Origin of the sequence: Cereibacter ovatus, assembly GCF_900207575.1 — a bacterium.
Classification (GTDB): Bacteria; Pseudomonadota; Alphaproteobacteria; order Rhodobacterales; family Rhodobacteraceae; genus Cereibacter_A; species Cereibacter_A ovatus.
Map to the genome: position 1 here is coordinate 29,816 of NZ_OAOQ01000011.1, position 23,069 is coordinate 52,884.

Here is a 23,069-nt window from a genome sequence, read left to right on the forward strand (position 1 = left end):
GCCCCCGTCAGGCGCGTTCCGAATATTCCATCAGTTCGGTGTGAACGATGATGTCCTCATCCGGGCCGACAAAGGGCGGCACCATCAGCCGCACGCCGTTGTCCAGAATCGCCGGCTTGTAGCTGTTGGCGGCGGTCTGGCCCTTGACCACCGGCTCGGTCTCGACCACGCGGCAACGGACTTTCGGCGGAAGCGTCACGTTCAGCGCCTCGTCGCCGTAATAGTTCACCGTCGCGGTCATGCCGTCCTGAAGGAAGGGCCGACGCTCGCCCAGAAGCTCGGCGTCGATCTCGACCTGCTCGAAGGTCTCGGCATCCATGAAGATCAGCCGGCCGTCGGTTTCATACAGGAACTGCTGGTCCTTGTTCTCAAGCTCGACCCGCTCTACCTTGTCTTCCGAACGGAAGCGTTCGTTCAGCTTGCGCCCGTCGCGTAGGTTCTTCAACTCGACCTGCGCAAAGGCCCCGCCCTTGCCTGGTTTCACATGGTTGACCTTCACCGCGGCCCACAACCCGGCATCATGTTCAAGGATGAACCCCGGCTTTATTTCATTTCCGTTAATCTTCGGCATGTGGTCCCCGGCAAAACCTTGATCGGTGGCGAACCTTCGCTATATATGTTGCCGGAACGGGCGGCAATGCCTCAAGATACGGTGGCACTTCGTGTGCGCCATGCGCTGCGTGCATGGCTGTCATTCCAAACAGGAAATGCCGAATCGTGCGGCGGTATGCATATTCGCCAGACGCCGCAAGAGAAAAGAGCAAGAACAGGACAACCTCATGGCCGATTTCATTGACAGCACCGCTTTCAACTTCGAACAGGGGCAACGTGCCCGAAAACTGTTCGCCGCTGTGGTGCTGGCCGCGTTGGACGACGCCATCGCGGACGACAAGAAGTATGGGAACGGGCCGGAACAGATCGCCCGCTGGGCGCGTTCGCGCGACGGGCGCGAAGTCCTGTCCTGCGCCGGCATCGACCCGAACGAACGGGTGGTCAAGGGGCTGATGGAATTCGTGTCGAAAGGCATCCGCACCTCGGTCGCGCTGTCGCGCGAAGAGAGCGAGCGTCGGCATGCGCTGGAACTGGATCAGGCGGAAGCCGCCTGATCGCATCCGCGGCCGAACGGAACAGCGCGCCCTTCGGGGCGCGTTTTCCATTTCTGCGCCATGCCGCGATGACAGCAGGCGGCCCCTGCTGCGGATCAGTTCAGATCGCGGGTCAGAAGCGCGCGGTGAATCTCGGCGCGGATCAGTTTGCGAAGGTTGCGGGTGATCCGTTCGCCCATCGCGCCCTGCAATTCCTCGCGCACCACCTCGCGCACCAGATCGCGCAGATGCGGTTCACCGGACGCCGGGCCTTGGTCGGCGGCCATGATACGGGCGATCGCCTCGGCTTCTGCCGCGTCATCGGCGGGGCTGCCTGCGGGCGGATCTGCAACGATGCGCGGCCAGCCCTCGGCTTCGACCTCGACGAAGGGCGCAGGCGGCCCCGAATCGGCCACGCGCAGCGCGGGTGTCAGCACCAACGGCACCGCCCCCACCGCCTCACCCGCGGCGACGCTGCCTTCCTGTTCCACCAGACGGCGGATCGATGAGAGGACATCGCCATAGTCGACATTGGTCATGCGTTCAGACATCGGGGACTCGGGTCAGGACAGTGGCGGCAGTTTAGGGGCGCAGGGCAGAGGGCACAAGTTCCCACCCGAAAAGCAGAAGGCCGGCGCAAGGCCGGCCCCCCGCCACGCTGATCGAAGGCCTTAGTCGCGCCCGATGGACTGAAGCACGCGGTCCAGCCTGCGCCCCTGCGAGCTGGTCGCCGGGGCGTTCTTCACCGCGTTGTAATAGGCGGCCGGATCATAGGTCGGGATGCCGAGGTTCAAATGCTCGACCGTCAGCAGACCCATCGAGGACAGAACCTGATAGATCCCGACATAACGCTGCGCCTCGGCGGTCAGCCGGTCGGCCTGCGCATCCAGCAGATCCTGTTCGGCGTTCAGCACATCCAGCGTGGTCCGCGCGCCCAGCGTCGCCTCTTCGCGCACACCTTCAAAGGCGGTGCGGGCGGCCCGCACCTCTTCGGTGCCGGCAGCGATGGCGGCGCTGGCCACCTGCACCGTCGACCATGCAATGCCCACATTCTGGCCAATCAGAACGCCGGTCTGAAGCAGGTTGGCCTTTTGCGCATCACGGTTTGCCAGCGACTGACGATACAGCGCCGAAAGCTGCCCGCCGGAATACAGCGTCTGCCGCAGGCTAAGCCCGACCGAGGCCGTTTCCTGACCCGACTCGTCCAGCCCGACACTGGCATCGCCGCTGAGTGTGGGCCGCATCGCCGCCTTGGCACGCGCCACGTTCAGATCCGCCGCAGCCACCTGACGCTGGGCCTGACGCACCGAAGGATGGCCCCGCAGCGCAACCTGCCGGGCGGCGTCCAGGCTGTCAGCCGTGCGCGGGGCCGACGGCAACGCCTTCAGATCGCTGGGATAATGGCCGATCGCGGCCTTATAGGCCTCGCGCGCGACGGTCAGATCGCCCTCGGCGCTGGTCAGGTTCGACCGCGAGGCCGCAAGTGCCGCCTGCGCCTGTGCCACGTCGGTCCGCGTCACCTCGCCCACGTCAAAGCGGTCCTGCGCCGCCTGAAGCTCCTGCTCGATCAGGCTGAGGTTGCTGCGCCGCAGATCAACGATCGACTGCGCCAGCCGCACCTGCACATAGGCATCGACCGCATCGAGCAGCACGTTCTGTTCGACATTGATCAGCGCCTCACGGGTGGCGAGCACGTTTTCCTTCGCGGCTTCGACCGCCAGCCGGTTGCGGCCGAAATCGAACAGCGTCATCGAAGCGGTGATGCCAACCGAGGACGACAGCGACTCGGTGTTGCCCCGCTCACCTACCGACAGGTCCAACGATGCCACCGGGCCGTGAAGGCGCTGGAAATTGTAGGTGGATTGCGCCACGAACTGCACCACCGGCCGCAACGCCGAAACCGCCACGGCCACATCTTCATCGGTCGCCCGCAGAAGTGCCCGGTTCTGGTCCAGAAGGTTGCTGTTGCGATAGGCCGAGATCAGGGCATCCGTCAGTGTCTCGGCCTGGGCCGCCGCGCCGGTCAGAAGGGCCACGGCCGAACAGGTCGCGGCGGCCAACAGTCTGAGCTTGCGCATCTAGTTCTCCAATGCTCGATTATTGCCTGTGTGTCAGGATACTCGTCACAGCGCGAAACTGCGCTTTACCTCGAAGCCGGGAAGAACCGGGGCCGTGGCGTTGAAAACCTGCCGCCAGGTGATCGCGCCGTCAACCTTGTAGCCGATCCGCGCGACCCCCAGCGGACCTTCCATGAAGACGCAGCCGATCCGGCCGCCCTCTTTCACCTGATCCAGCAGCGCCTGCGGAACCGTTTCCACCGCACCTTCAAGCGTGATGACATCATAGGGGCCGTGCTTGGCCGCGCCCTCGGTCAGCGGGGCGACGATCACGGCGGCATTGTCCACACCTTCGGCCGAAAGCGTGCGCTGCGCGTCGGCGGCCAGCGCCGCGTCTTCCTCGACGCCCACCACCGCCTCGGCCAGGCGCGCGATCACGGCGCAGGAATAGCCAAGGCCACAGCCCACATCCAGAACCGACTCGGACGGCTGAATGTTCAGCGTATCCAGCAGCTTGGCAAAAGTGCGTGGTTCCAGCAGGACACGGTTCGACGCGACGGCAAGGTTCTCGCTCATATAGGCGAGCTCACGCAGGGCGTGAGGAACATAGACCTCACGCGGGACGGCCAGCATCGCATCGATGATCGGAAATTTCGTCACGTCCGAGGGCCGGATCTGCGTATCCACCATCAACACGCGCCGCGTCGCGAAATCCGTCATTTTCCCAAGCTCTTCAGGCTGCCACAGTCTTTACCCTCTTGCCACAACTGGGCAGGCGCGGCAACAGACCGCGGGCGCGGTTTTCCCCGGCCGTGTCGTGGAGCGCACGCAGACGGCGAAAGGCTGGGGTTTCCCCTCGCCTTCCCGTCGCTGACCGCCGGTTTGCCCGCCGTTTCAGACCGCGCGCGGCTTGGCCGACGCGCGCGGCATCATGCGCCCCCGGGCCAGCGCCCCCTTGACGGTGGCGGCGATATCCTCGGCCCGCATGCCGGCATCGGCATACATCTGCTCGGGGCTGGCCTGTTCGATGAAACGGTCCGGCAGCGTCATCACCCGCAGCGCAAGCCCGCCATCCAGCTGGCCGCTGTTGGCAAGGTAATGCATCACATGGGCGCCAAAGCCACCCATCGCCCCCTGCTCGATCGTGACCAGCGCGGCGTGGTTCTTCACCAACTGGTCGATCAGATCCGTATCAAGCGGCCGCGAGAACCGCGCATCGGCAACGGTGACGCTGACGCCCTCGGCCTCCAGCAGTTTCGCCGCCTGAAGCGACTCGTGCAGATGCGCGCCGAACGACAGGATCGCCACATCCGTGCCCTCGCGGATCACGCGACCACGGCCAAGTTCCAGCACACGGCCACGGTCCGGCATCTCGACGCCGGTGCCCTCGCCGCGCGGGAAACGGAAGGCGATCGGGCCGTCGTCATAGGCGACGGCGGTCGCGATCATATGCACAAGCTCGGCCTCGTCGGCAGCGGCCATCACGGTCATGTTGGGCAGTGCGGTCAGAAAGCCCACATCGAAGGCACCGGCATGGGTGGCGCCATCCGCCCCGACAAGACCCGCGCGGTCGATCACGAACCGCACCGGCAGGTTCTGAAGCGCCACGTCATGCGCAATCTGGTCGTAACCCCTTTGCAGAAAAGAGGAATAGATCGCGCAGAACGGCTTCATCCCCGCCCCCGCCAGGCCGGCGGCAAAGGTCACGGCATGCTGTTCGGCGATGCCGACGTCAAAGACGCGATTGGGAAAGCGTTTCTGCATGATATCGACGCCGGTGCCCGAAGGCATCGCCGCGGTGATGGCGCAGATCCGGGGATCGCGGGCGGCCTCGTCCGTCAGGGTCTGGCCGAACACCTTGGTATAGTTCGGCGCGTTGGCGACCGATTTCTTCTGCTCGCCCGTCACCGGGTCGAACTTGTTCACGCCATGATACTTGTCGGGCGCATTTTCGGCCGGGGCATAGCCCTTGCCCTTCTTCGTCACGACATGGATCAGCACCGGCCCGGTGGTCCGGGCGCGCGTGGCCCGCAGGGTCTGCAAAAGCGACGGCATGTCGTGGCCATCGACCGGGCCGACATAGGTGAAGCCCAGCTCCTCGAACAGCGTGGCCCCGCCCGAGGTTCCGGTTACCAGTTGCCGCGCGCGCCGGGCGCCGTCACGCAGCGGCCCGGGCAACGATGCCTCAAGCGTGGCAAAGGGCGCGGATGAGGACAGGTTCAGCAGATAGCGCGCCAGTGCCCCCACCGGCGGCGCGATGCTCATGTCATTGTCGTTCAGGATCACGAACACGCGCTTGTTCAGGTGGCCCGCGTGGTTCAGCGCCTCATAGGCCATGCCCGCGGTGATCGAGCCGTCGCCGATCACGGCAATGGTGTCGCCCACGGGCTGACCCAGTTCACGCCCCATCGCAAAGCCAAGCGCAGCCGAGATCGAGGTCGAGGAATGGGCGGCACCGAACGGGTCGTAGTCCGACTCGGACCGTTTGGTGAAGCCAGAAATGCCGTTTTGCTGGCGCAGCGTGCGCATCGCCTCGCGCCGGCCGGTCAGGATCTTGTGCGGATAGCACTGGTGGCCCACGTCCCAGATCAGCTTGTCTGTGGGCGTGTTGAAAACCGCGTGCAGCGCCACGGTCAGCTCGACCACCCCCAGCGAGGATCCAAGATGTCCTCCCGTCTCGGCAACGACCGAAATCACCTCGGAACGCACTTCGTCGGCCAGCCGCTTCAGGTCGTCGTCAGAGAACGCCTTGATATCGGCCGGGCAGCACACGCGATCCAACAAAGGGGTGTCGGGTCGCGGGGTGGGATTGGTCATAGAAGCCTCCCGAATGTCAAAAGGGTGCCGCGTGGTTTACCACACGGCACCAGGTCCCTGTCGCCAACAGGAAGGGAACCGGGCTGTGTCGCCCCGGAACCGGACCGGCGATATGGCCCGGATTTCGTGGGCGGGCGGCTTCGTGGCCGCCCTGCCCTGCGGCGGTTCTCAGACCAGCCGCTGGATCAGGTCGAGACCCGTTTCCAGAGCGCCGGTGATGTTCGGCGCCGGGGCCGGGTTTTCCTCGATCGGCAGCATACGGCCGATGACGCGGAAGATCCCGATACCGATGAGGATCGCGAAGAAGATCCCGCCGGCCCAGCCCGCACCCTTCATCATCTGGAAAGCGACCCAGAGGCGAAGAGAGGTCTTCGGGTTGGTGTTGAGGTGATCGTTGAAGATGGTCTTGTCAGCCATTGTGATCGCTCCTCAGTTCAGCGGCGCCATGCCGTGGTTCTGGCCCCAGACGTACCAGTTGTCCACAACAGTGCCCGAGAGAAGGATGCCGATGCCGCCGGTGAGGGTCACAAGGACCGCCATCCAGATGGCCCAACGGTGGATACCTTCCATCGTGGCGTTGAAGCCCATGGTCCACCGCCAGAAGAGGGCGGCACGTTCCGCTGCCGTCCCGCGGTCGGCGATCTGCTCCAGCTCGCGCTCGCCGCCGAAGCGGGAAACCGCGAGGATGGTCGCACCGTGCATGGCGAACAGCAGGGCCGAACCGTAGAGCGTGGCGATCGAGAGACCGTGGAAGGGGTTGTAGAACAGGTTGCCGTGGGTGAGCGAGAAGTTGTTCGTCCAGTCCAGGTGCGAGAAGATGCCGTAGGGGACAGCTTCCGACCACGACCCCATCAGGATCGGGCGGATGAAGCCCAGCACCATCCACAGCCAGATGGCCGAGAGGAACGCCCAGGCGACGTGCTTGCCCATCCCAAGCGCCTGAGCGCGGAGATAGGTGCGGCCCCACCAGGCCCAGACCGACACGAACATGAAGAACGAGGCGATCATCCACAGCCCGCCTTCCTTCAGCGGAGCCGAGAAGGACAGACCGTATTCCGGTGCCGGCGGCTCAAGCGAGAAGTAGAACAGGTCGCGCATGAACACGGCCGGGTTCCATCCTGCCTGATACCAGAACCAGACGCCGATGGTGAAGAACCACATCAGGCCTGCGAACAGCGACAGCACACCAAGCGAACCCAGATAGATCGGGCCGAGCTGGGCGTTGCCGAACCAGCCGAGGATGGCCGAGAACGGGCCGACGCCGGAACGGTTGGCAAGGTTGACATCTTCGGTCATCCCCAGGTCGGCAGGTCCACGGACCTGCACCTGAGTGAAGAAGTTCTGATAATCAGCCATTGATGCCTCCCGGGATGTTCGCCCACCAGGGCAGTTCCACCCACCACAGCCACCAGGTGGCCCATTCGTCGAACCAGATGGTGCCGGTGACGATCATGCAGAGGGCACTGAAGAACACGGCGCTGAGCGACAGCAGCAGGCCGAGCCGGTGGATCCCGAGCGTCCCGATCGAGTAACCGACGAGATCGCGGAAGAACGTGTCCTCATGGTCCGGAGTCCGCATTTCCTTGCCCTTCTCGGGGTTGGCGGCGGACAGAACCAGGGCGCCATGCAGCGCCAGAGCCAGCGCGTTCGTAAAGAAGAACGAGATGGCGATCATGTGGGCAGGGTTGTAGTGGAAGTTGCCGTAGGTGTAGCCCGTGTTCGACACCCAGTCGAGGTGCGTCCAGATCCCGTAGGGGAACGCATAGCCCCAGGCACCCATCATCACCGGCCGGAACAGGACCAGGGTCAGGTAGGCCAGGATGGCGAACGAGAAGGCGAACGGAATGTGATACCCGATGCCCAGTTTACGGCAGATTTCGACTTCGCGCAGCGCCCAGCTGACGAAGGCACCTGTGGCACAGACTGTGATGATCTGCCACAACCCGCCTTCACGGAGGGGTGCACCTCCGAGGCCGTATTCAAGAGCCGGCGGGTAGATCGAGATAAGTTGGGGGTTCCAGGTGCCCTGAATCACGGCACCCCAGGCGATCAGAAGAATGCCGAGGGCCGCGAAGAAGACAGTCGCTACCCCGAAAAAGCCGACGTAGAAAGGGCCGACCCAGAAGTCGAACAGGTTTCCGCCGACCAGCGTGCCCCCCGGCACGCGATATTTTCGCTCGAAGCTGAGCAGTGCCATGCTTCCCTCTCCGCTTGCAGTCGGCCCGACCGGCGCGTGATCGCGCCAAGCAGAGCCGTCTCAATGGCTGAACCTTTGAATCGTCGCGGGCGGTGGGTGCCGCCCGCGACGGAGGGTCGTCCCGATTACTCGGCCGCCACCGGCACGCGGTCGTACTTGACCGCCGCAATGTCCAGCCAGTTGTAGCTGGGGGTGCTGAGCAGGATGAGGTGGATCATCACCGCCAGCAGGAACAGGAACACGCCCTGAGCCACGAACACGCGGCGGGGGTCGAAGATCATCCAAATTTTGTAGAACTTAGCCATGATCTTTATCTCCTCAGAGCCACGGACGCCAGATGTAGACGGCGAGGTGGGCGACGATCGCCACCGCGCTGAACAGCCAGAGACCGCTCATGTAGACGGAGTGCAATTCCTGCGCCTGCTCGTCCGTAAGACCTGTGTAGCCCAGGTCGGATTTATCAGCCATGCTATCCTCCGGATCGTAGGACTGACGCCACATGTCGGTGGCGTGGGTTACGGTAAGGCACCATGCCCTCCCGATTAATCCGTCACCCCGTTGGGGATGACGAATGGCGTGACCGCAGCCTTTTCAGGCGCGGAAAATCAGCGGCGTGATCGCCTTGGCATCGAACCAAGCGGACGCGAAGGGGCCGCGCTTCGGCAGCCTCTGGTGGCGGATCGCAGAGATGACCCAGCCCACAAAGGCGAGCGGCAGTGCCCCCATCAGAATAACGGCGAAGTAGACATAGAACTCGGCACGCGGTGCTCGGTGCCCGTGGGCCCTGGCGGCATGGTCCGGCGTGTTGACGGCATGATCGCTCATTTCTCAGTCCCCCTTCTTCACCCCGAAGCCCGGCCCACGCAGGGCTTCGACAGTCTCCTTCACGACCCGCTCCGCGCCAGCATCGAGGGCAGCCTTTTCGGCGGCGTCGCGCAAAGCCCGCGCGGCGCTGATCCGGGTCAGAACCGGATGCTCCTCTACGATGCGGTCCAGAGCCGCTTGCGCATCGGCATCCCAAGGGAAGTCGCGGCGCAGTGTTGTCGGCGTGGCGGCGGCGCTGTCCATTTCCGTCCCCAGAGGCAGGATGTGGAACAAAGCGTCGAACAAGGCGTTACATACTTCCTGAAGCAACCACGTTGCACCTGCATACCCCATAACGGGCGTTCCGGTAGCGCGCCGGATCGCCGCACCCGGGAAAGAGGCTGCAATGAAAGAGGGTTGCGGGCCATGGCCGGCCTTCAGCTCGGCCAGGTAGATCTTCTCGTTGATCGAGCCCATCATCACGAGCGGACGGTGCTGGCGGATCAGCGCACGCACGGAATCATTGTCCGTCTTCGTGCCCCTCTTGCGCGCCACAGCAAAGGCACAGGGCAGCCCGAGATCGCCTTCGAGGTAGTTTTTTACCCCTCTTGCGTAAGTTTCGGTCGCCACGATGCCGAAATTGGCCGTCCCGAAGAAGTCCTGCGTGACACTGCGCCACAGATCCCACACCGGCTTCAGCGTCGAGTGCTTTTCGCGCTCGATGAAGGGTTCGGGATCAAGGCCCAGAATCTCGCCCAGAGACCGCAGGAAGGCGGTCGTGCTTTCCACGCCGATGGGGGCCTGAAGGTAGGGTTTGCCCAGAACCTCGGCCAGCCCGCGGCCGAATTCGCGATACATGACGATGTTGGCATCGGCATTGACCAAGTGTCGCATCTCGGCCAGATGCGCGCCAAGCGGCATCACCATATTCACTTCGGCGCCGATGCCTTCGACAAGGCGACGAATCTCATGCAGGTCCGACGCCATGTTGAAGACGCCATACATCGGACCCAGGATGTTCACCCGGGGCCTGGCGCCTTCGGGACGCTTGGCTTCGGGCGGCATGCGACCCTTGGTCATCCCGAATTCGGTGAAGATCCAGGTCATCGCGCGGTCGGCGCATTCCCACTGATCCTCGTCGATGGTGCGGGGCAGGAATCGCTGGATGTTGGTGCCCTGCGGCGTCACGCCGCCGCCGATCATCTCGGCGATCGAGCCCGTGACCACCACGGCCGGCAGCGCCGGGTCCAGCACCTTCCAGGCGCGGCGCATCGATTCCTCGGTGCCCTCGCTCATCTCGTCTTCACCAAGGCCGGTCACCACGATCGGCAACTCGTGCGGGGGAAGCGCGTCGGTGTAATGCAGCACCGAGGTCACCGGCAGGTTCTCGCAGCCCACCGGGCCGTCGATCACCACCTGCAAACCCTTTACCGCGCAGAAGGCATAGACGGCGCCCCAGTAGCCCCCTGCCCTGTCATGATCCTGCACCAGCATCAGATCATCTCCTCGGCCTTGGCGGCCTTGGCGGCCTTATCGAGCTTCTTCTGATGCGCGGCGCGGAAATCGGGGCGCAGATTCGGCGCACCCTCCCAGATGCCCGCGGTGTCGCCCTCGCCCACACCGGCAAAGAACGCCTTCATCTTTGCCATGCGCTCGCGGTTGCCGATGGCGGCGTTGATGACCTGCGCAAGGCTTCCCGCCCCCGCCGGCCCCATCAGCGGCCGCGCCGAAATCAGGTTGGTGAAGTAAAGCGAGGGCAGACCCATCGCCTTGGCCTTCTGCACCACCGGCGTCGTGCCGATCGCAAGATCGGGGGCAAACCCCTCCATCGCGGCCAGATCGTCTTCCAGCGAGGCGCGGTATTTCACCACCACGCCTTTCGATTCCAGCCAGTCGCGATCAGCCGCGCTCCACGGGGTCTTGCCCGCGGCGGTGCCGACATAGGGCACATCGGCGCCGCTTTCGATCAGCAGACGCGCGACCAGCAATTCCGAACCTTCATAGCCCGACAGCGTGATCCGGCCCTTGATCGGCGCACCGGCCAGCGCGCCCTTGATCGCAGGCAGAAAGGCATTCTGCGCGGCGGCGACCCGCTCGGCCGGGATGCCGTAAGCCTCGCCGATCGCGGCAAGCCAGGCGGCGGTGCCGTCATGGCCCACCGGGGCAGAGCCGACGATGGCACGGCCCGCGGCCTGAAACTCGCGCACGGATGCGGTGTAGAACGGGTGGATCGCGGCGGCCACGCCCGAATCCAGCGCGGCATAAAGCTCGCGCCAGTCACGGCAGGGCACCACAGGGCCGGCGGCCAGACCCAGAGGCGCCAGCAGCGCCCCGATCATCACCGGATCGGCGGGGAACATCTCGCCCAGCAGCGCAACCGTCGGCCGGTCGGACCGGCCCGAGACGGGCGCCTGCACCGGGCCGGCCTCGGCCTCGGCGCGGGCATATTTCAGCATGGCACCAGCAAGGACGTCCTTGGCCTCGGCGTGGGTCGGCACGCCAAAGCCCGGCACGTCGATCCCCACCACGCGCACACCGTTGATCTCTGACGGCAAAAGCCGCAGCGGCACGCCCGAGGCGGTCGGCACGCAGAGGTTCGTCACCACAATCGCGTCATAGCGTTGCGGATCGGCCATTTCGTGGACCGCCTCGCGGATGTCCTCGAACAGCTTGCCCGTCACCAGCGATTCCGAGTTGAACGGCACATAGCCGATCGACCGCCGCGCGCCATAGAAGTGCGACACGAACGACAATCCATAAGTGCAGCAGGCCGACCCCGAGATGATCGTGGCCACCCGCCGCATCCGCAAGCCGGTGCGCAGGCTGCCAAAGGCCGGGCACATGCTTTGCGGTTTGTCATGCGGGCCTACCGGATAGTCGGCCTTGAAGCGATCCATCAGTTCGGCATTGCCCGCGGCACTGGCGGCGGCGGCCATGTCGGCCGCCGAATGGCAACCCATGCCCTCGGGGGCGCCAATCGGTGCGGATTCCGTCATTTCTTCCTCGTCGCGCGGTTTTCGCGCTTCGCGAATTGCTCAAGCGCCTCGTCGAGGCGGGCGAGACCGGCAAGATCAAGCATCGTCGTAGATCACTTCCAGCGATTTCTTCGCCACGGCGTTCTTGCCGCGCATGTCCGCATCGGTCGCGGGGTCAAGCACGAAATCCGCGCCCACCGCTTCGGGTGTGAACAGATCCAGCAGGCCGTCCTGCGTCAGCGGCTTCGGACGGACCGGCAGCGCCTCGCCCACCGCAAGGGCCAGCCCCTCGAACAGCGGCCCCCATTTGGTGCCGGGGATGCCCACGATCTGATAGTTCGCGGATTTGCGGCGCAGTTCCTCGTCGGCCGGGATGGTGGCAAGGATCGGGATGTTCACCGCTTCGGCAAAGGCCTTCGCCTCGCCGGTGCCGTCGTCCTTGTTGATGACAAGGCCGGCCACGCCGACATTGCCGCCCATCTTGCGGAAATATTCCACCGCCGAGCAGACGTTGTTCGTCACATACAGCGACTGAAGGTCGTTCGAGCCGACAAGGATCACCTTCTGCGCCATGTCGCGGGCGATCGGCAGGCCAAAGCCGCCGCAGACCACGTCGCCCAGAAAGTCCAGAAGCACATAGTCGAAGTCCCAGTCGTGGAACCCGAGCTTTTCGAGCAGTTCAAAGCCGTGGATGATGCCACGCCCACCGCAGCCGCGGCCGACTTCCGGCCCGCCCAGTTCCATCGCGAAGACACCGCCGCGCTTGAAGCAGACGTCACCGATCTTGACCTCTTCGCCGGCCAGCTTCTTCTTGGCCGAGGTCTCGATGATCGTCGGGCAAGCCTTGCCGCCGAACAAGAGCGAGGTCGTGTCCGACTTCGGGTCGCAACCGATCAGCAGCACGCGCTTGCCCAGCTGCGCCATCATGTAGGACAGGTTGGCCAGCGTGAAGCTTTTGCCGATGCCGCCCTTGCCGTAGATCGCAATCACCTGCGTCTTTTTGGTGGGCTCTCCCTGGGGGATTTCCAGCGTCGGCTCTTCCGCCGCCTCGTCGCGCAACCGCTGATCGAACTCTTTAAGGTTGGGTGCGTCCGTCATACGGTGGCCCTCCAGTCCAGGATCATCTTCAGGCAGTCCGGGTCGTTGAAGGCGGTGGCATAAGCCTCGGGCGCCTCGGACGCGGGTCTTGTGTGGGTAATCAGGTTGGCCAGCGACAGCGCGCCGCCCTCGATCAGCGCGCGGGTCGCCACCATATCCTCGGGCTGCCACTCGGCGGCGATGCGGATGCGCGCCTCTTTCATGAAGGCGGGCACGAAGGTGAAGGCGACAGGTTCGGTGTAGAAACCAGCCAGAACGATCTCGCCACCCTTGGCCAGCCGCATCACAAGGCTGTCGATCAGCTTCGGGTCGCCCGAGGCATCATAGATCGAGCGGTAGTCCCGGCGTTCGTCGGTCGCGGGGTCGATCACCTCGTAGCCCTGCGCGTGCTTGCGGCGCTCGGCCTTGGTTTCCCAGACCACCGGCGGCTCGCCGCCCGCGGCGATGGTCAGCCGCGCCAGCAGGCGGCCCAGCGTGCCGTGGCCCACAATCAGATCGGGCAGCACATTGTTCAGCCCGGCCAACGCATGACGCGCGGTGGCGGCCAGCGCCAGCAGCGCGCCTTCGGCCTCGAGTGCCGGATCGATCCGCACCGCGCGATGGGCCGGTGTGATCAGCCGCTTGGTCGCCGCGCCGAACAACCCGCGGACAGGCCCGGCCTCGGTCGGGGCAAAGCAGTTGGACCCCGGCACGAACACCCGGTCACCGGGTTTGAACCCGGTGTCGGGGGCGGCCTCGACCACCTCGCCCGCGGCCTCGTAGCCCGGAACCAGCGGATAGCCCATGCCCGGAAACGGCGGCATCTGTCCGGTATAGAACAGTTTTTCGGTGCCGGTCGAAATTCCCGAATGGGTAATCTCGACCACGATGTCGCCCGGCGCGGGCTCGTTCAACTGAACAGACTGAAGACCAAGGTCTTTTGGACCCGACAAAATGACGGCGGTCGTTCTCACAGCGTTTTCCCCTGCGCTCTTCCGACCGCGGCGCCCCGGCGGGACTCGGGCGGTCTATATCGACGCTTCAAGTGTAACTTTAAAGGGACAACAAGGGGTGTCAACTTAATTGGACAGTGATCCCCTGCGTCCGAATTGCACTTGCGCGCCCCTTACGCCACAGCCGAGGGCCGCAGCGCCGTGATGGCGCTGGCGACATAGGGCCGCGGGCCGGGGAAGGTCTTGATCCCGGTGAAACCTTGCGCGGCGAGAAGTTCACCGATTTCCACCGCCGAGCGGGTGCGCCCGGTCCGCATCGCCGCGGTGTAGAAGGCGAAATAGGTATCGGTTTCGCGGTGGGGGGCGGCGCCGCCCGACATCGGCTCGGCGATGATGATGCGGCCATCGGGCGGCAAGGCGTCGTAGACGCGCGACAGAAGCAGCTTCACCGTATCGTCGGAATGGTCGAACAGCACCCGGATCAGGCTGATCGCGTCGGCCCCCTTGGGCAACGGATCGTCGCGGAAACTGCCGCCGTGAACGGTGAAACGGCCGCCCAGCCCTTCAGCCTCAAGCCGGGCGGGGGCGGCGGCGACCACCACCGGCAGATCGAACAGCATCACCTCGATCAGCGGATAGGCCCGGCCGACCGCGCCCAGAAAGGCGCCGGCGCCGCCGCCCACATCCATCAGCCGCCTGACCCCCATCAGATCCACCAGCCGCAGGGTGTCTTCGGCCACCAGACCCTGACTTTCGGTCATCAGCCGGGAATATTTCGCCGTCACCTCGGGGTCGGTCGCGCCGGTCGCGCCGAACACATAGGGCCAGAACCGCGCCAGATCGGGGTCGGTCTCGCCCTTCAGAAAGGCCACCGGATCGGAAAGATCGCGATACAGCACATGATGATGCCCCACCATCGCCTCAAGCCCCGGCACCGCCAGAAAGGCCGCGCCGCGCGTGGCCAGATCAAAGCGCCCGTCGCGGCAACGTTTCAGCAGCTTCAGCGCCGCGCCGCCCTGCAACAGAAGCTGCATCCGGTCGGGCGAAAGGCCCGCCTTCGCCGCCAGCGCGGCCACCGTCTGCGGCCCCGGCTGCACCATGTGCAGCACCCGCAGATCGACCAGCGCATACAGCACCTGCGAATGAACAAACCCCGCCACGATGTCGAACAGCGCATCCCCCTCGCGCCGGCCAAAGCGGCGCAGAAGCGGAATACGCTCGGCGATCAACTGGAAGCGGCGCGATCCTGCGAGGCGCAGCCCCAGACGGGACAGGCTGAACCCCCCGCTGGCGGAGGGACGAAGGGCGCTCATGTCAGTCCTTTCAGACGCGGCTTGCAACCTGCGCGGGCACGATCTTTTCGGCATAGCGGCGGACCATCTCGGCCAGCATCGCCTCGCCGGGACAGGACGGGATCGAGGCGATGGCACCGCCAAGGATGTCCTTCAGCCGCCGCGCCGCACCGTCCACGCCATATTCGCGGACCGCGTTCGGGCGTTGGTGAACCTCATCCTGACCGGCAGGCTTGCCAAGCGTCTCGGCATCGCACAGGGCATCGCGCAGATCGTCGGCCACCTGGAACGCCTCACCGATCCGCGAGCCAAGCTCCTCCCACGGTTCGGGCTCATAGCCGGCGGCGATGGCGCCCATCTGAGTCGCGGCAATGAACAAGGCGCCGGTCTTGGCGCGATGATAGGCCGACAGGTTGATCTCGGACTCGCTTTCCCAGCCCTGCCCGGCGCAGATGCCCATCGGCATCCCCGTGCGCACCGCAAGCGCCGTCACCAGTTGCAGCGCCCGCAGCGGATCGTGCTGACCCGCCCGCGCCAGAACCTCGAATCCCATCACGATCAGACTGTCACCGGTCAGAATCGCCAGCGGCTCGGAATAGGCGCGGTGAACGGTCGGCTTGCCGCGACGGATCTCGGCATCGTCGAAACACGGCATGTCGTCATGCACAAGGCTGGCGCAATGGATCAGCTCCAACGCCACCGCGGCGGCATCCGACAGCTCGGGCCGGTCGTCGCCGCAGGCGGTGGCCACGCTCAGCAGCAGCGTCGGCCGGATGCGCGCCCCGCCCGGCGTCACCGAATATTCCAGCGCCGAGGCCAGCCGCGAGGGCGCCTCGGACCCTTGCCCGCGCGCAATGGCCGCTGCCATCGCCGCCTCTATCCGCTTGTCAAACGCCATGATATGCCTCTCAGCGACAGCAACGGCGCGTCTCTTACGCGCGCCGCGGCGGCCACCGTGCCGCCGACTCCACAGGTGTCAACTTTTTATTACACCTTCATGTCATTCATACTGGACAGCCTGCACCGAGGTGTCAACAATTCCGGACATGAGACAGATTGCAGCGAAAGTTGTCGTGGTCGGCGCAGGGATGGGGGGGCTTGCCTCTGCGATCCGGCTGGCGCGGGCGGGGTGCGAGGTGACGCTTGTCGAGGCGCGGGATGCGCCCGGCGGCCGGATGCGCACGATCCCCAGTATCGCAGGCCCGGTGGACGCGGGGCCGACAGTCCTGACCCTGCGCAGCGTTTTCGATGATCTTTTCGAGACTTGCGGCCAAAAGCTTGACCATCACCTGAAGCTGATCCCGCAGCCGCTGCTGGCCCGCCACTGGTGGACCGATGGCAGCACACTCGACCTGACAACCGACCTGGCCGAGAATGTCGACGCGGTGTCCCGCTTCGCAGGCAAGCGCGAGGCCGAGGGTTTCCGCCGCTTCCACGCGCTGTCGGCGCGGCTTTATGACGCTTTCGACGCACCGATGATGCGCGCGTCCCGTCCCGACCAGAAGGCCATCGCGATCGCGGCGCTGAAAGACCCGAAAACCTGGCCCGCACTGCTGCCCGGCGTGACGCTGGACCGGCTGCTGGCCGCCCATTTCCGCGACCGGCGGCTGCGGCAACTGTTCGGCCGATATGCCACCTATGTCGGCGGCTCGCCCTACCGCTCGCCGGGCGTTCTCGCCCTGATCTGGGCCGCCGAAGCCCAGGGCGTCTGGGCGGTCGAGGGTGGGATGCACCGGCTGGCCCATGCGCTGGCCCGTCTGGCCGAAGATCAGGGCGTGGCGCTGCGCTATGGCCAGCCCGTGGCGCGCATCCTGCGCCAGGGCGGCCGTGCGACCGGCGTGCAACTGGCCGACGGCCGGTCGCTTCATGCCGATCATGTGGTGTTCAACGGCGATCCGGCGGCACTTCTTGCCGGCCTTCTGGGCGACGGGCCACGGACGGCGGTGGCCGAGACCTCGGTCCATCCCCGCAGCCTCTCGGCCTGGGTCTGGTCCTACGCCGCCCGCGCCACGGGCCAACCCCTCGTCCATCACAACGTCTTCTTCGCCGACGACCCACGACGAGAGTTCGGACCGATCGCCGCAGGACAGATGCCCGAGGATGCGACACTCTACATCTGCGCCGAGGATCGCTCTGCCGGGCAGATGCCCGACGGACCCGAGCGTTTCGAGATCATCATGAACGGGCCGCCCGGCCGCCCCGAAAGACCCGAGGACTTCGCGCTATGCCGCAGCCGCACCTTCGACCGACTGAGACAATTCGGACTGACCTTCGATCCGGTGCCGGGACAGACGGCGCTGACACCGCCCTCGGGCTTCGCGACCCTGTTTCCGGGCTCGCAGGGGTCGATCTACGGGCTCAGCCCGCACGGGGCGCTGGCCTCGCTGAAACGGCCCCTGGCGCGGACGACGCTGCCGGGGCTGTGGCTGGCGGGGGGCGGGGCGCACCCGGGGGCGGGGGTGCCGATGGCGGCCCTCTCCGGACAGCACGCGGCCGAGGCGATTCTGACGGCCCTTGCTTCGCGCTGAAGGTCGACCCCGACGGCTATGCCTGGTGGTATCTCGATGGCGTCTCGGATGACGGCACGAAAGCGGTCTCGGTCATCGGCTTCATCGGCTCGGTGTTCTCGCCGTGGTATCGCTGGTCGGGCCGACACGAGCCACAGAACCACTGCTGCATCAACGTCGCCACCTATGGCCCCGGCGGCCGCTTCACCATGACCGACCGCGGCCGCGCAGCCCTGCGGCAGACGAAGGACACCCTGACCGTCGGCCCCAGCCGGATGCACTGGACCGGAACACAACTGATCGTCGAGGTGAACGAGGTCTCGGCCCCCCCCGTGGTCTCCCCTGTCAAGGGGCGCATCATCCTGACACCCGCAGGCCTCACCGATGTCGAGGTGGCGCTGACCGAAGACGGCTCGCACATCTGGCGCCCGTTCTCGCCCACCGCCCGGATCGAGGTCGACCTGACCCAGGGCCACCGCTGGCACGGACACGGCTATTTCGACGCCAACTTCGGCAGCGCCGCACTCGAGGCCGACTTCCGCTTCTGGACCTGGGGCCGCTACCCGGTGGCCGACGGCGCCGCCTGCTTCTACGACGCCACCCGCAAGGACGGCTCACGGCTGGAAATCGGCCTCCACGTCTCGACCGACGGCCGCGCCCGCATGATCCAGCCCCCCCCGCCCGCCCGGTTCCGCCGCTCGGGCTGGTTTGTCGAACGCCACACGCCGGCAGACCCCGGCACGAAACCGCGGCAGGTGATGTCCATGCTCGACGCCCCGTTCTACTCGCGCTCGTTGGTTGAAACCACCGTCTTCGGCCAGACCACGGTCGGCGTCCACGAAGCCCTCGACCTGCGCCGCTTCGCCTCGCCGCTTCTGATGCCGATGCTGGCCGTCCGCGTCCCGCGCCGCCCCGGCTGGAACTTCACACCGTAACCCACGCCGCTTTCATTCTGGCCAAAATATCCTCGGGGGAGTCGGCCCGTCAGGGCCGGCGGGGGCAGACAGCCCCCTGCCCCACCCGCCACAAGAAAAGCGGCGCCCGTCAAGGCGCCGCATTCCGTTTCGGACCGAAAGCTCAGGCCCGCGCTTCCGGGCGGCTCCAGTTCAGCCGGACCGCTTCCAGATTCAGCCCCGTCGCCGCGGTCGCCCAGATCAGATAGGGCACGAACAATACCCCGGCCCAGATATCGAGCTGGAAGAAGCTCCACATCGTCGCGGCCACGAACAGCCACATGATCGCCACCACCGCAAGCCCGGTCGCCATCCGCTTCAGCCCGAAAAACACCGGCGTCCACAGCGTGTTGAAGGCGATCTGCGCCGCATAGAACGCCAGCGCCTGCCCCGAACCCTCCAGTTGCGCCACCCGCATCGCGGCAAGGCTCATCAGAAAGTAAAGCGAGGTCCAGGCCAACGGGAACACCCAGCGCGGCGGGTTCCACCACGGCTTGTTCAACCCATCATACCACTCGTCGGGCTTCATCAGCGCCCCCGTCGTCGCGGGCGCGCCGCAGGCGGCGAGGAATGTCAGGAAGAGAGCCCAGTCCATGTTCATCATCGTTACTCCGGTGTTACCTTCACGAGAACCTAGATCGGGTTGGCGCGGTTCCCCATGCGCTGGCGCGTGATGCGCCGATCCTGCGCCTCAAGCTGGGCCAGAACCGCGATCAGCGCATCCGAGCGGCCGCGATGCGGCTTGGCCCGCGCCGCGGCATTGACAAGGAAGGCCACCTCGGGGGCGGGCGCGGCGTGAAGCGTGGCGCAGCCCGGCCCGACCGGCGACAGCGCCGCCCGCGTGGCCGACAGCGTCAGAAAGCCCAGCTTCTGCCAGCGGTTGGTATAGGCGCGCCGCGTAACACTGTCATAGCCGTTGCGCGCAATCTCGGCGCCGATGGCCCCATAGATGTGCCGCGCGGCATAGATACCCGGCCGGCAGGCCAGCGGCAGACCGCAAACACCCGATTCCGAACGATAGTAAAGGCGGTCAGCGGCCAGCAGCAGCCGTTTGGTCACACCGCGGATGCGTTTGCAGGCGACGGGATTGGCCAGAAAGTCCTCGAACGGAAGGCCCGCCTCTTCCATCCAGTCGCGCGGCAGGTAGATCCGCCCCGAACGCGCATCGGTGCCGACATCGCGCGCGATATTCGTCAACTGCATCGCAAGGCCCAGATCGCAGGCCCGCGCCAGCACATCGGGGTCGCGCACGCGCATCAGGACGCACATCATCGCCCCCACCGCCGCCGCCACCCGCGCCGAATAGTCCAGCACCCCCGAGAACGTGTCGTAGGTTCGCCCCACCGCGTCCCAGGCCAGCCCTTCCAGCAATGCCTCGGGCAGGGTCCGCGGCATCTCGAACTCTTCCACCACCGCGGCGAAGGCCCGGTCGGCGGGCGCATTTTTCGGCCGGCCGGCATAGACCAGATCCAGCCGGTCGCGCAGGGAAAGGACGGCGCGGCGCTTGGCCTCGGCGTCCTCTTGCTGGCCTTCGTTCACCGCTTCGTCGACCTCGTCATCCGCCACCCGGCAGAAGGCATAAAGCGCCAGCGCCGGCGCGCGCACCTTCTCGGGCAGCAACCGCGAAGCGGCGTGGAATGAATAAGAGCCCGTCCGGATCATCTCGCGACAGGCGTCGAGGTCGGCGGGCGCGATCATTCTGCGGCAAGCCTCTCTGCGGGTTGGGAGGCGCGGCGCGCCCCGGGCGCGTCGGGGGCCAGTTTCGCCATCACCTCGGCCGAGCCGATCACGCCCGGCACGCCGGCGCCCGGATGGGTGCCCGCGCCGACCAGATACAGGCCCTTGACCTCTTCCGAGATGTTGTGCGGCCGGAACCACGCCGATTGCAGGATGCGCGGCTCGATCGAGAAGGCCGACCCGAACGGGCTGAGATAGCGATCACGGAAGGTTTCCGGCGTGAAGACCAGCGAGGCGCTGACCCGTTCGCCAATGCCCGGCATCGACTGTTCCAGCACCTCAAGGACGCTTTCGCGATAGGACTCTTCCATCGCCTTCCAGTCCACCGCATGGTCGTGTTTCAGGTGCGGCACCGGCGAGAGGGCGTAGAAGGTATCGTCGCCCTCGGGCGCCACGGTCGGATCGGTGATCGACGGACGATGGATGTAAAGGGCCATGTCCTTGGCAAGCTTGCCCTTGATGAAGATGTCCTCGACCAGACCCTTGTAGCGCGGGGCGTTGACGATCGTGTGGTGCCCCACGTCGGGCCACATGTTCCGCGTGCCCTTGGTGCCGAAATACCAGACGAACAGACCCATCGACCAGCGCCGGCTTTTCAGATGCGCATCGGTCCACCGCTTGCGCTTGTGATTGCGCAGAAGCCGCATGTAGGTGTGGCCGGCGTCGGCGTTCGACACCACAAGCCCCGCCCGGATTTCTTCGCCGGATGCCAGACGGACACCCTTGGCAGTGCCGTTTTCCACAAGGATCTCATCGACTTCCGTGTTCATGCGGAAGCTGCCGCCCTGCCCTTCGATCACCTTGGCCATGGCGCTGGCGATCGCCTGCACGCCGCCGATGGCGTAGTGAACGCCGTATTCCTTCTCCAGCTGACTGACGAGGATATACATCGAGGTGACGTTGAAGGGGTCGCCGCCGATGAACAGCGGATGGAACGACAGCGCCATCCGCAGCCGTTCGTCCTTCACCCGCGCCGCGGCGTGCTGGTAGACCGACTTGTCGGCCCGCAGCCAGCCGAAGATCGGCAGAACCTTGATCAGCTCCCAAAGCTCGTGCATCGAGCGGCGGCCGAGGTTTTCATAGCCGAACCAGTAGCGTTTCTCGCTGTCCTTCAGGAACTGCTCGTAGCCCGCCACGTCGCCCGGCGACAGCCGCGCGACCTCGGCCTTCATCGCCTCGGTCGATTGGCGCACGGTGAAGTTCGACCCGTCGGGCCAGCGCACTTCGTAGAACGGATCGATCGGCTTGAGCGCCACATCCTTGTCGAAGTCGCGGCCGCAGGTGGCCCACAACTCGCGCAGCGACTGCGGCACGGTGACGATGGTCGGGCCCAGATCGAAGCGGTGGCCGTCCTTCGTGATCGACGAACCGCGCCCGCCCGGCACATCGAGCTTGTCGATGACGGTCACCCGCCACCCCTTGGCGCCAAGGCGCATGGCAGCCGAAAGGCCCCCAAGCCCCGAGCCGATCACGATGGCGTGGTCGGCCTCTGAATGGGTGGAAAGCGGGGGCATGGCGGAACTCCTGCAAGGCTCTGTCAACATGCCGCTCACAATAGACTGTCTAGTCAGGTTTACAATGCGCCTTGAGGGCGGTGCGACTTCGCGACTAATGTCGGGCCGACACGGTTCGATGTTTGATCGCGCCACCCGCATCTGCAGGAGGATATGACATGCAGACTGTCACGCTCAGTTTCTTCCGATTCACCACCCCCGAAAAGCGCCTCTGGGCGCTTGCCCAGATGACCGCCAACAAGCTCGGCATGCAGTATATGCCGAAGGCCAAGTTCTGGAAGATGCTCGGCTCCGGCACCGGGGAAGGCTTTACCCCCAAGCCGAACTGGGATGTCTGGGGGCTGCTGGCCGTCTGGCCGGACGAGGCGACCGCGCGTCAGGAAGTGGCCGAATCGGCAATCTACAAGAAGTGGGCTGGCATTGCGGACGAAGGCTATACGGTCCTGCTGAACCCGATCAACGGGCGTGGCAAATGGGACAACTCGATGCCCTTCGACGTCACGAAACCCGGCGAACCCGGCGAGATCGACCCCGACAACGTGCGGCCTATCGCCGCCCTGACCCGGGCCACGCTCAACTTCTGGAAGATCGAACGCTTCTGGAGCTATGAGCCCCCGGTCAGCCACATGATCGGCAAGGATGCCGATGTGGTCTTCAAGATCGGCATGGGCGAGATTCCCTTCTCGCAGCAGATGACCTTCTCGGTCTGGCCGGATTCAGAGTCGATGGTGAAATTCGCCTACGGCTCGGGCGCCCATGCGGAAGCGATCAAGAAAGGCTACGAAGAAGGCTGGTTCAAGGAAGCCCTATTTGCCCGCTTCCGGATCGCCGGAACCATTGGTAAATGGGAAGGCAAGGACCCGGTCGGTGACGCGCTGAAACAGTTCAAGCCGGCCGAGGCTCCGAAACCGGCTCCTGCTGCCGCGGCACCGAAACCTGCCCCGGCGGTCGAGGCCCCCAAGCCCGCTCCGGCTTTCGAATCCGCGAAGGTCGAGGCTCCGAAACCCGCTCCGGCTCCGGCCGCCGCGAAACCCGCGCCGCAGCCCTCCTTCACCCACAAGGGCAAGCCCGGCAAGGGCGGCCGCAAAGAGAACGCTTGAG

General features: G+C 65.5%; 24 protein-coding genes and 1 pseudogene. 5 read left to right on the forward strand and 20 right to left on the reverse strand.

The features are described from left to right. Positions 1 to 7 precede the first annotated feature (7 nt). Complete coding sequence (gene efp, locus CRO07_RS11965; RefSeq protein WP_097030920.1) at positions 8 to 571, reverse strand: elongation factor P; 564 nt, start codon at positions 569 to 571, stop codon at positions 8 to 10. Here efp and CRO07_RS18720 point away from each other — a divergent pair. Both CRO07_RS18720 and CRO07_RS11970 read left to right on the forward strand, forming a co-directional pair. Beyond that, entirely contained in the window at positions 521 to 796 is a 276-nt protein-coding gene (locus tag CRO07_RS18720; protein ID WP_204840013.1) for a hypothetical protein, read from the forward strand. The two genes, efp and CRO07_RS18720, sit on opposite strands and share 51 nt — an antisense overlap. Beyond that, the gene (locus tag CRO07_RS11970; protein WP_011909033.1) at positions 780 to 1,106 is read left to right on the forward strand and encodes a DUF6280 family protein; all 327 of its coding nucleotides are present in this window, start codon (positions 780 to 782) and stop codon (positions 1,104 to 1,106) included. Before CRO07_RS18720 ends, CRO07_RS11970 begins: the two co-directional genes overlap by 17 nt. Before the next feature lie 95 nt (positions 1,107 to 1,201). Here the strand turns inward: CRO07_RS11970 and CRO07_RS11975 are convergent, their stop codons facing one another. The 16 genes from CRO07_RS11975 to CRO07_RS12050 form a co-directional block, all read right to left on the reverse strand. After that, on the reverse strand, positions 1,202 to 1,636 hold the full coding sequence (locus CRO07_RS11975; RefSeq protein WP_097030921.1) for a hypothetical protein: 435 nt from the start codon (positions 1,634 to 1,636) through the stop codon (positions 1,202 to 1,204). Between the two features lie 120 nt (positions 1,637 to 1,756). After that, entirely contained in the window at positions 1,757 to 3,163 is a 1,407-nt protein-coding gene (locus CRO07_RS11980; protein ID WP_097030922.1) for a TolC family outer membrane protein, read from the reverse strand. Positions 3,164 to 3,208: 45 nt separating this feature from the next. Next, a complete protein-coding gene (locus tag CRO07_RS11985) occupies positions 3,209 to 3,862 on the reverse strand; it encodes a protein-L-isoaspartate O-methyltransferase family protein (protein ID WP_097030923.1) in 654 nt (217 codons plus the stop codon). 174 nt (positions 3,863 to 4,036) lie between these two features. Further along, positions 4,037 to 5,959, reverse strand: a complete 1,923-nt coding sequence (dxs, locus tag CRO07_RS11990) for a 1-deoxy-D-xylulose-5-phosphate synthase (protein WP_097030924.1) — start codon at positions 5,957 to 5,959, stop codon at positions 4,037 to 4,039. A 168-nt stretch (positions 5,960 to 6,127) separates the two neighbouring features. Then, positions 6,128 to 6,376, reverse strand: a complete 249-nt coding sequence (gene pufX, locus CRO07_RS11995) for an RC-LH1 core complex protein PufX (RefSeq protein ID WP_097030925.1) — start codon at positions 6,374 to 6,376, stop codon at positions 6,128 to 6,130. Positions 6,377 to 6,388: 12 nt separating this feature from the next. Next, complete coding sequence (gene pufM / locus CRO07_RS12000) at positions 6,389 to 7,315, reverse strand: photosynthetic reaction center subunit M (protein ID WP_097030926.1); 927 nt, start codon at positions 7,313 to 7,315, stop codon at positions 6,389 to 6,391. Further along, complete coding sequence (gene pufL / locus CRO07_RS12005) at positions 7,308 to 8,156, reverse strand: photosynthetic reaction center subunit L (protein WP_097030927.1); 849 nt, start codon at positions 8,154 to 8,156, stop codon at positions 7,308 to 7,310. The genes pufM and pufL overlap by 8 nt, the downstream gene beginning before the upstream one ends. A 125-nt stretch (positions 8,157 to 8,281) precedes the next feature. Then, positions 8,282 to 8,461, reverse strand: coding sequence for a light-harvesting antenna LH1, alpha subunit (gene pufA / locus CRO07_RS12010; RefSeq protein ID WP_097030928.1), 180 nt, complete (start codon positions 8,459 to 8,461; stop codon positions 8,282 to 8,284). A 13-nt stretch (positions 8,462 to 8,474) separates the two neighbouring features. Beyond that, positions 8,475 to 8,624, reverse strand: a complete 150-nt coding sequence (pufB, locus tag CRO07_RS12015) for a light-harvesting antenna LH1, beta subunit (protein ID WP_097030999.1) — start codon at positions 8,622 to 8,624, stop codon at positions 8,475 to 8,477. A gap of 123 nt (positions 8,625 to 8,747) precedes the next feature. Continuing rightward, positions 8,748 to 8,981 (reverse strand): cytochrome PufQ, encoded by a 234-nt coding sequence (pufQ, locus tag CRO07_RS12020; RefSeq protein ID WP_097030929.1) that lies wholly within the window; start codon positions 8,979 to 8,981, stop codon positions 8,748 to 8,750. Between the two features lie 3 nt (positions 8,982 to 8,984). Continuing rightward, the gene (gene bchZ, locus CRO07_RS12025; RefSeq protein ID WP_097030930.1) at positions 8,985 to 10,454 is read right to left on the reverse strand and encodes a chlorophyllide a reductase subunit Z; all 1,470 of its coding nucleotides are present in this window, start codon (positions 10,452 to 10,454) and stop codon (positions 8,985 to 8,987) included. Next, the gene (gene bchY / locus CRO07_RS12030; RefSeq protein WP_097030931.1) at positions 10,454 to 11,956 is read right to left on the reverse strand and encodes a chlorophyllide a reductase subunit Y; all 1,503 of its coding nucleotides are present in this window, start codon (positions 11,954 to 11,956) and stop codon (positions 10,454 to 10,456) included. Before bchY ends, bchZ begins: the two co-directional genes overlap by 1 nt. Before the next feature lie 75 nt (positions 11,957 to 12,031). Then, positions 12,032 to 13,033 carry a chlorophyllide a reductase iron protein subunit X gene (locus CRO07_RS12035; protein WP_097030932.1) on the reverse strand — a complete coding sequence of 334 codons (1,002 nt, stop codon included), beginning with the start codon at positions 13,031 to 13,033 and terminating at the stop codon, positions 12,032 to 12,034. Then, a complete protein-coding gene (gene bchC, locus CRO07_RS12040; RefSeq protein ID WP_097030933.1) occupies positions 13,030 to 13,986 on the reverse strand; it encodes a chlorophyll synthesis pathway protein BchC in 957 nt (318 codons plus the stop codon). The genes CRO07_RS12035 and bchC overlap by 4 nt, the downstream gene beginning before the upstream one ends. A 152-nt stretch (positions 13,987 to 14,138) precedes the next feature. Further along, positions 14,139 to 15,278 carry a methyltransferase gene (locus tag CRO07_RS12045; RefSeq protein WP_097030934.1) on the reverse strand — a complete coding sequence of 380 codons (1,140 nt, stop codon included), beginning with the start codon at positions 15,276 to 15,278 and terminating at the stop codon, positions 14,139 to 14,141. Positions 15,279 to 15,288: 10 nt separating this feature from the next. Next, complete coding sequence (locus CRO07_RS12050; protein WP_176504569.1) at positions 15,289 to 16,155, reverse strand: polyprenyl synthetase family protein; 867 nt, start codon at positions 16,153 to 16,155, stop codon at positions 15,289 to 15,291. Between the two features lie 148 nt (positions 16,156 to 16,303). Here CRO07_RS12050 and crtD point away from each other — a divergent pair. Continuing rightward, positions 16,304 to 17,782 (forward strand): annotated as a pseudogene (gene crtD, locus CRO07_RS12055) (1-hydroxycarotenoid 3,4-desaturase CrtD); the annotation flags it as partial. Between the two features lie 95 nt (positions 17,783 to 17,877). Beyond that, the gene (gene crtC / locus CRO07_RS12060; RefSeq protein ID WP_407919630.1) at positions 17,878 to 18,699 is read left to right on the forward strand and encodes a carotenoid 1,2-hydratase; all 822 of its coding nucleotides are present in this window, start codon (positions 17,878 to 17,880) and stop codon (positions 18,697 to 18,699) included. A 142-nt stretch (positions 18,700 to 18,841) separates the two neighbouring features. Here crtC and tspO read toward each other — a convergent pair whose 3' ends face one another. The 3 genes from tspO to CRO07_RS12075 are packed head-to-tail and all read right to left on the reverse strand — an operon-like array spanning position 18,842 to position 21,968. Next, positions 18,842 to 19,321: a tryptophan-rich sensory protein TspO gene (gene tspO, locus CRO07_RS12065; RefSeq protein ID WP_097030936.1), complete on the reverse strand. Its 480-nt coding sequence runs from the start codon at positions 19,319 to 19,321 to the stop codon at positions 18,842 to 18,844. Positions 19,322 to 19,350: 29 nt separating this feature from the next. Then, positions 19,351 to 20,415: a 15-cis-phytoene synthase gene (gene crtB, locus CRO07_RS12070; protein ID WP_097030937.1), complete on the reverse strand. Its 1,065-nt coding sequence runs from the start codon at positions 20,413 to 20,415 to the stop codon at positions 19,351 to 19,353. Continuing rightward, positions 20,412 to 21,968 carry a phytoene desaturase gene (locus CRO07_RS12075; protein ID WP_097030938.1) on the reverse strand — a complete coding sequence of 519 codons (1,557 nt, stop codon included), beginning with the start codon at positions 21,966 to 21,968 and terminating at the stop codon, positions 20,412 to 20,414. The genes crtB and CRO07_RS12075 overlap by 4 nt, the downstream gene beginning before the upstream one ends. Positions 21,969 to 22,126: 158 nt before the next feature. Here CRO07_RS12075 and crtA point away from each other — a divergent pair, with 158 nt between their 5' ends. Continuing rightward, positions 22,127 to 23,068, forward strand: a complete 942-nt coding sequence (gene crtA, locus CRO07_RS12080) for a spheroidene monooxygenase (protein WP_097030939.1) — start codon at positions 22,127 to 22,129, stop codon at positions 23,066 to 23,068. The last annotated feature ends 1 nt before the right edge of the window (position 23,069 follow it).

Coding starts and splice junctions, on each gene's coding strand:
- CRO07_RS18720 (WP_204840013.1), top strand. CDS start 521: ATGTTCAAGGATGAACCCCGGCTTTATTTCATTTCCGTTAATCTTCGG.
- efp (WP_097030920.1), bottom strand. CDS start 571: ATGCCGAAGATTAACGGAAATGAAATAAAGCCGGGGTTCATCCTTGAA.
- CRO07_RS11970 (WP_011909033.1), top strand. CDS start 780: ATGGCCGATTTCATTGACAGCACCGCTTTCAACTTCGAACAGGGGCAA.
- CRO07_RS11975 (WP_097030921.1), bottom strand. CDS start 1,636: ATGTCTGAACGCATGACCAATGTCGACTATGGCGATGTCCTCTCATCG.
- CRO07_RS11980 (WP_097030922.1), bottom strand. CDS start 3,163: ATGCGCAAGCTCAGACTGTTGGCCGCCGCGACCTGTTCGGCCGTGGCC.
- CRO07_RS11985 (WP_097030923.1), bottom strand. CDS start 3,862: ATGACGGATTTCGCGACGCGGCGCGTGTTGATGGTGGATACGCAGATC.
- dxs (WP_097030924.1), bottom strand. CDS start 5,959: ATGACCAATCCCACCCCGCGACCCGACACCCCTTTGTTGGATCGCGTG.
- pufX (WP_097030925.1), bottom strand. CDS start 6,376: ATGGCTGACAAGACCATCTTCAACGATCACCTCAACACCAACCCGAAG.
- pufM (WP_097030926.1), bottom strand. CDS start 7,315: ATGGCTGATTATCAGAACTTCTTCACTCAGGTGCAGGTCCGTGGACCT.
- pufL (WP_097030927.1), bottom strand. CDS start 8,156: ATGGCACTGCTCAGCTTCGAGCGAAAATATCGCGTGCCGGGGGGCACG.
- pufA (WP_097030928.1), bottom strand. CDS start 8,461: ATGGCTAAGTTCTACAAAATTTGGATGATCTTCGACCCCCGCCGCGTG.
- pufB (WP_097030999.1), bottom strand. CDS start 8,624: ATGGCTGATAAATCCGACCTGGGCTACACAGGTCTTACGGACGAGCAG.
- pufQ (WP_097030929.1), bottom strand. CDS start 8,981: ATGAGCGATCATGCCGTCAACACGCCGGACCATGCCGCCAGGGCCCAC.
- bchZ (WP_097030930.1), bottom strand. CDS start 10,454: ATGCTGGTGCAGGATCATGACAGGGCAGGGGGCTACTGGGGCGCCGTC.
- bchY (WP_097030931.1), bottom strand. CDS start 11,956: ATGACGGAATCCGCACCGATTGGCGCCCCCGAGGGCATGGGTTGCCAT.
- CRO07_RS12035 (WP_097030932.1), bottom strand. CDS start 13,033: ATGACGGACGCACCCAACCTTAAAGAGTTCGATCAGCGGTTGCGCGAC.
- CRO07_RS12045 (WP_097030934.1), bottom strand. CDS start 15,278: ATGAGCGCCCTTCGTCCCTCCGCCAGCGGGGGGTTCAGCCTGTCCCGT.
- CRO07_RS12050 (WP_176504569.1), bottom strand. CDS start 16,155: ATGGCGTTTGACAAGCGGATAGAGGCGGCGATGGCAGCGGCCATTGCG.
- tspO (WP_097030936.1), bottom strand. CDS start 19,321: ATGATGAACATGGACTGGGCTCTCTTCCTGACATTCCTCGCCGCCTGC.
- crtB (WP_097030937.1), bottom strand. CDS start 20,415: ATGATCGCGCCCGCCGACCTCGACGCCTGTCGCGAGATGATCCGGACG.
- CRO07_RS12075 (WP_097030938.1), bottom strand. CDS start 21,968: ATGCCCCCGCTTTCCACCCATTCAGAGGCCGACCACGCCATCGTGATC.
- crtA (WP_097030939.1), top strand. CDS start 22,127: ATGCAGACTGTCACGCTCAGTTTCTTCCGATTCACCACCCCCGAAAAG.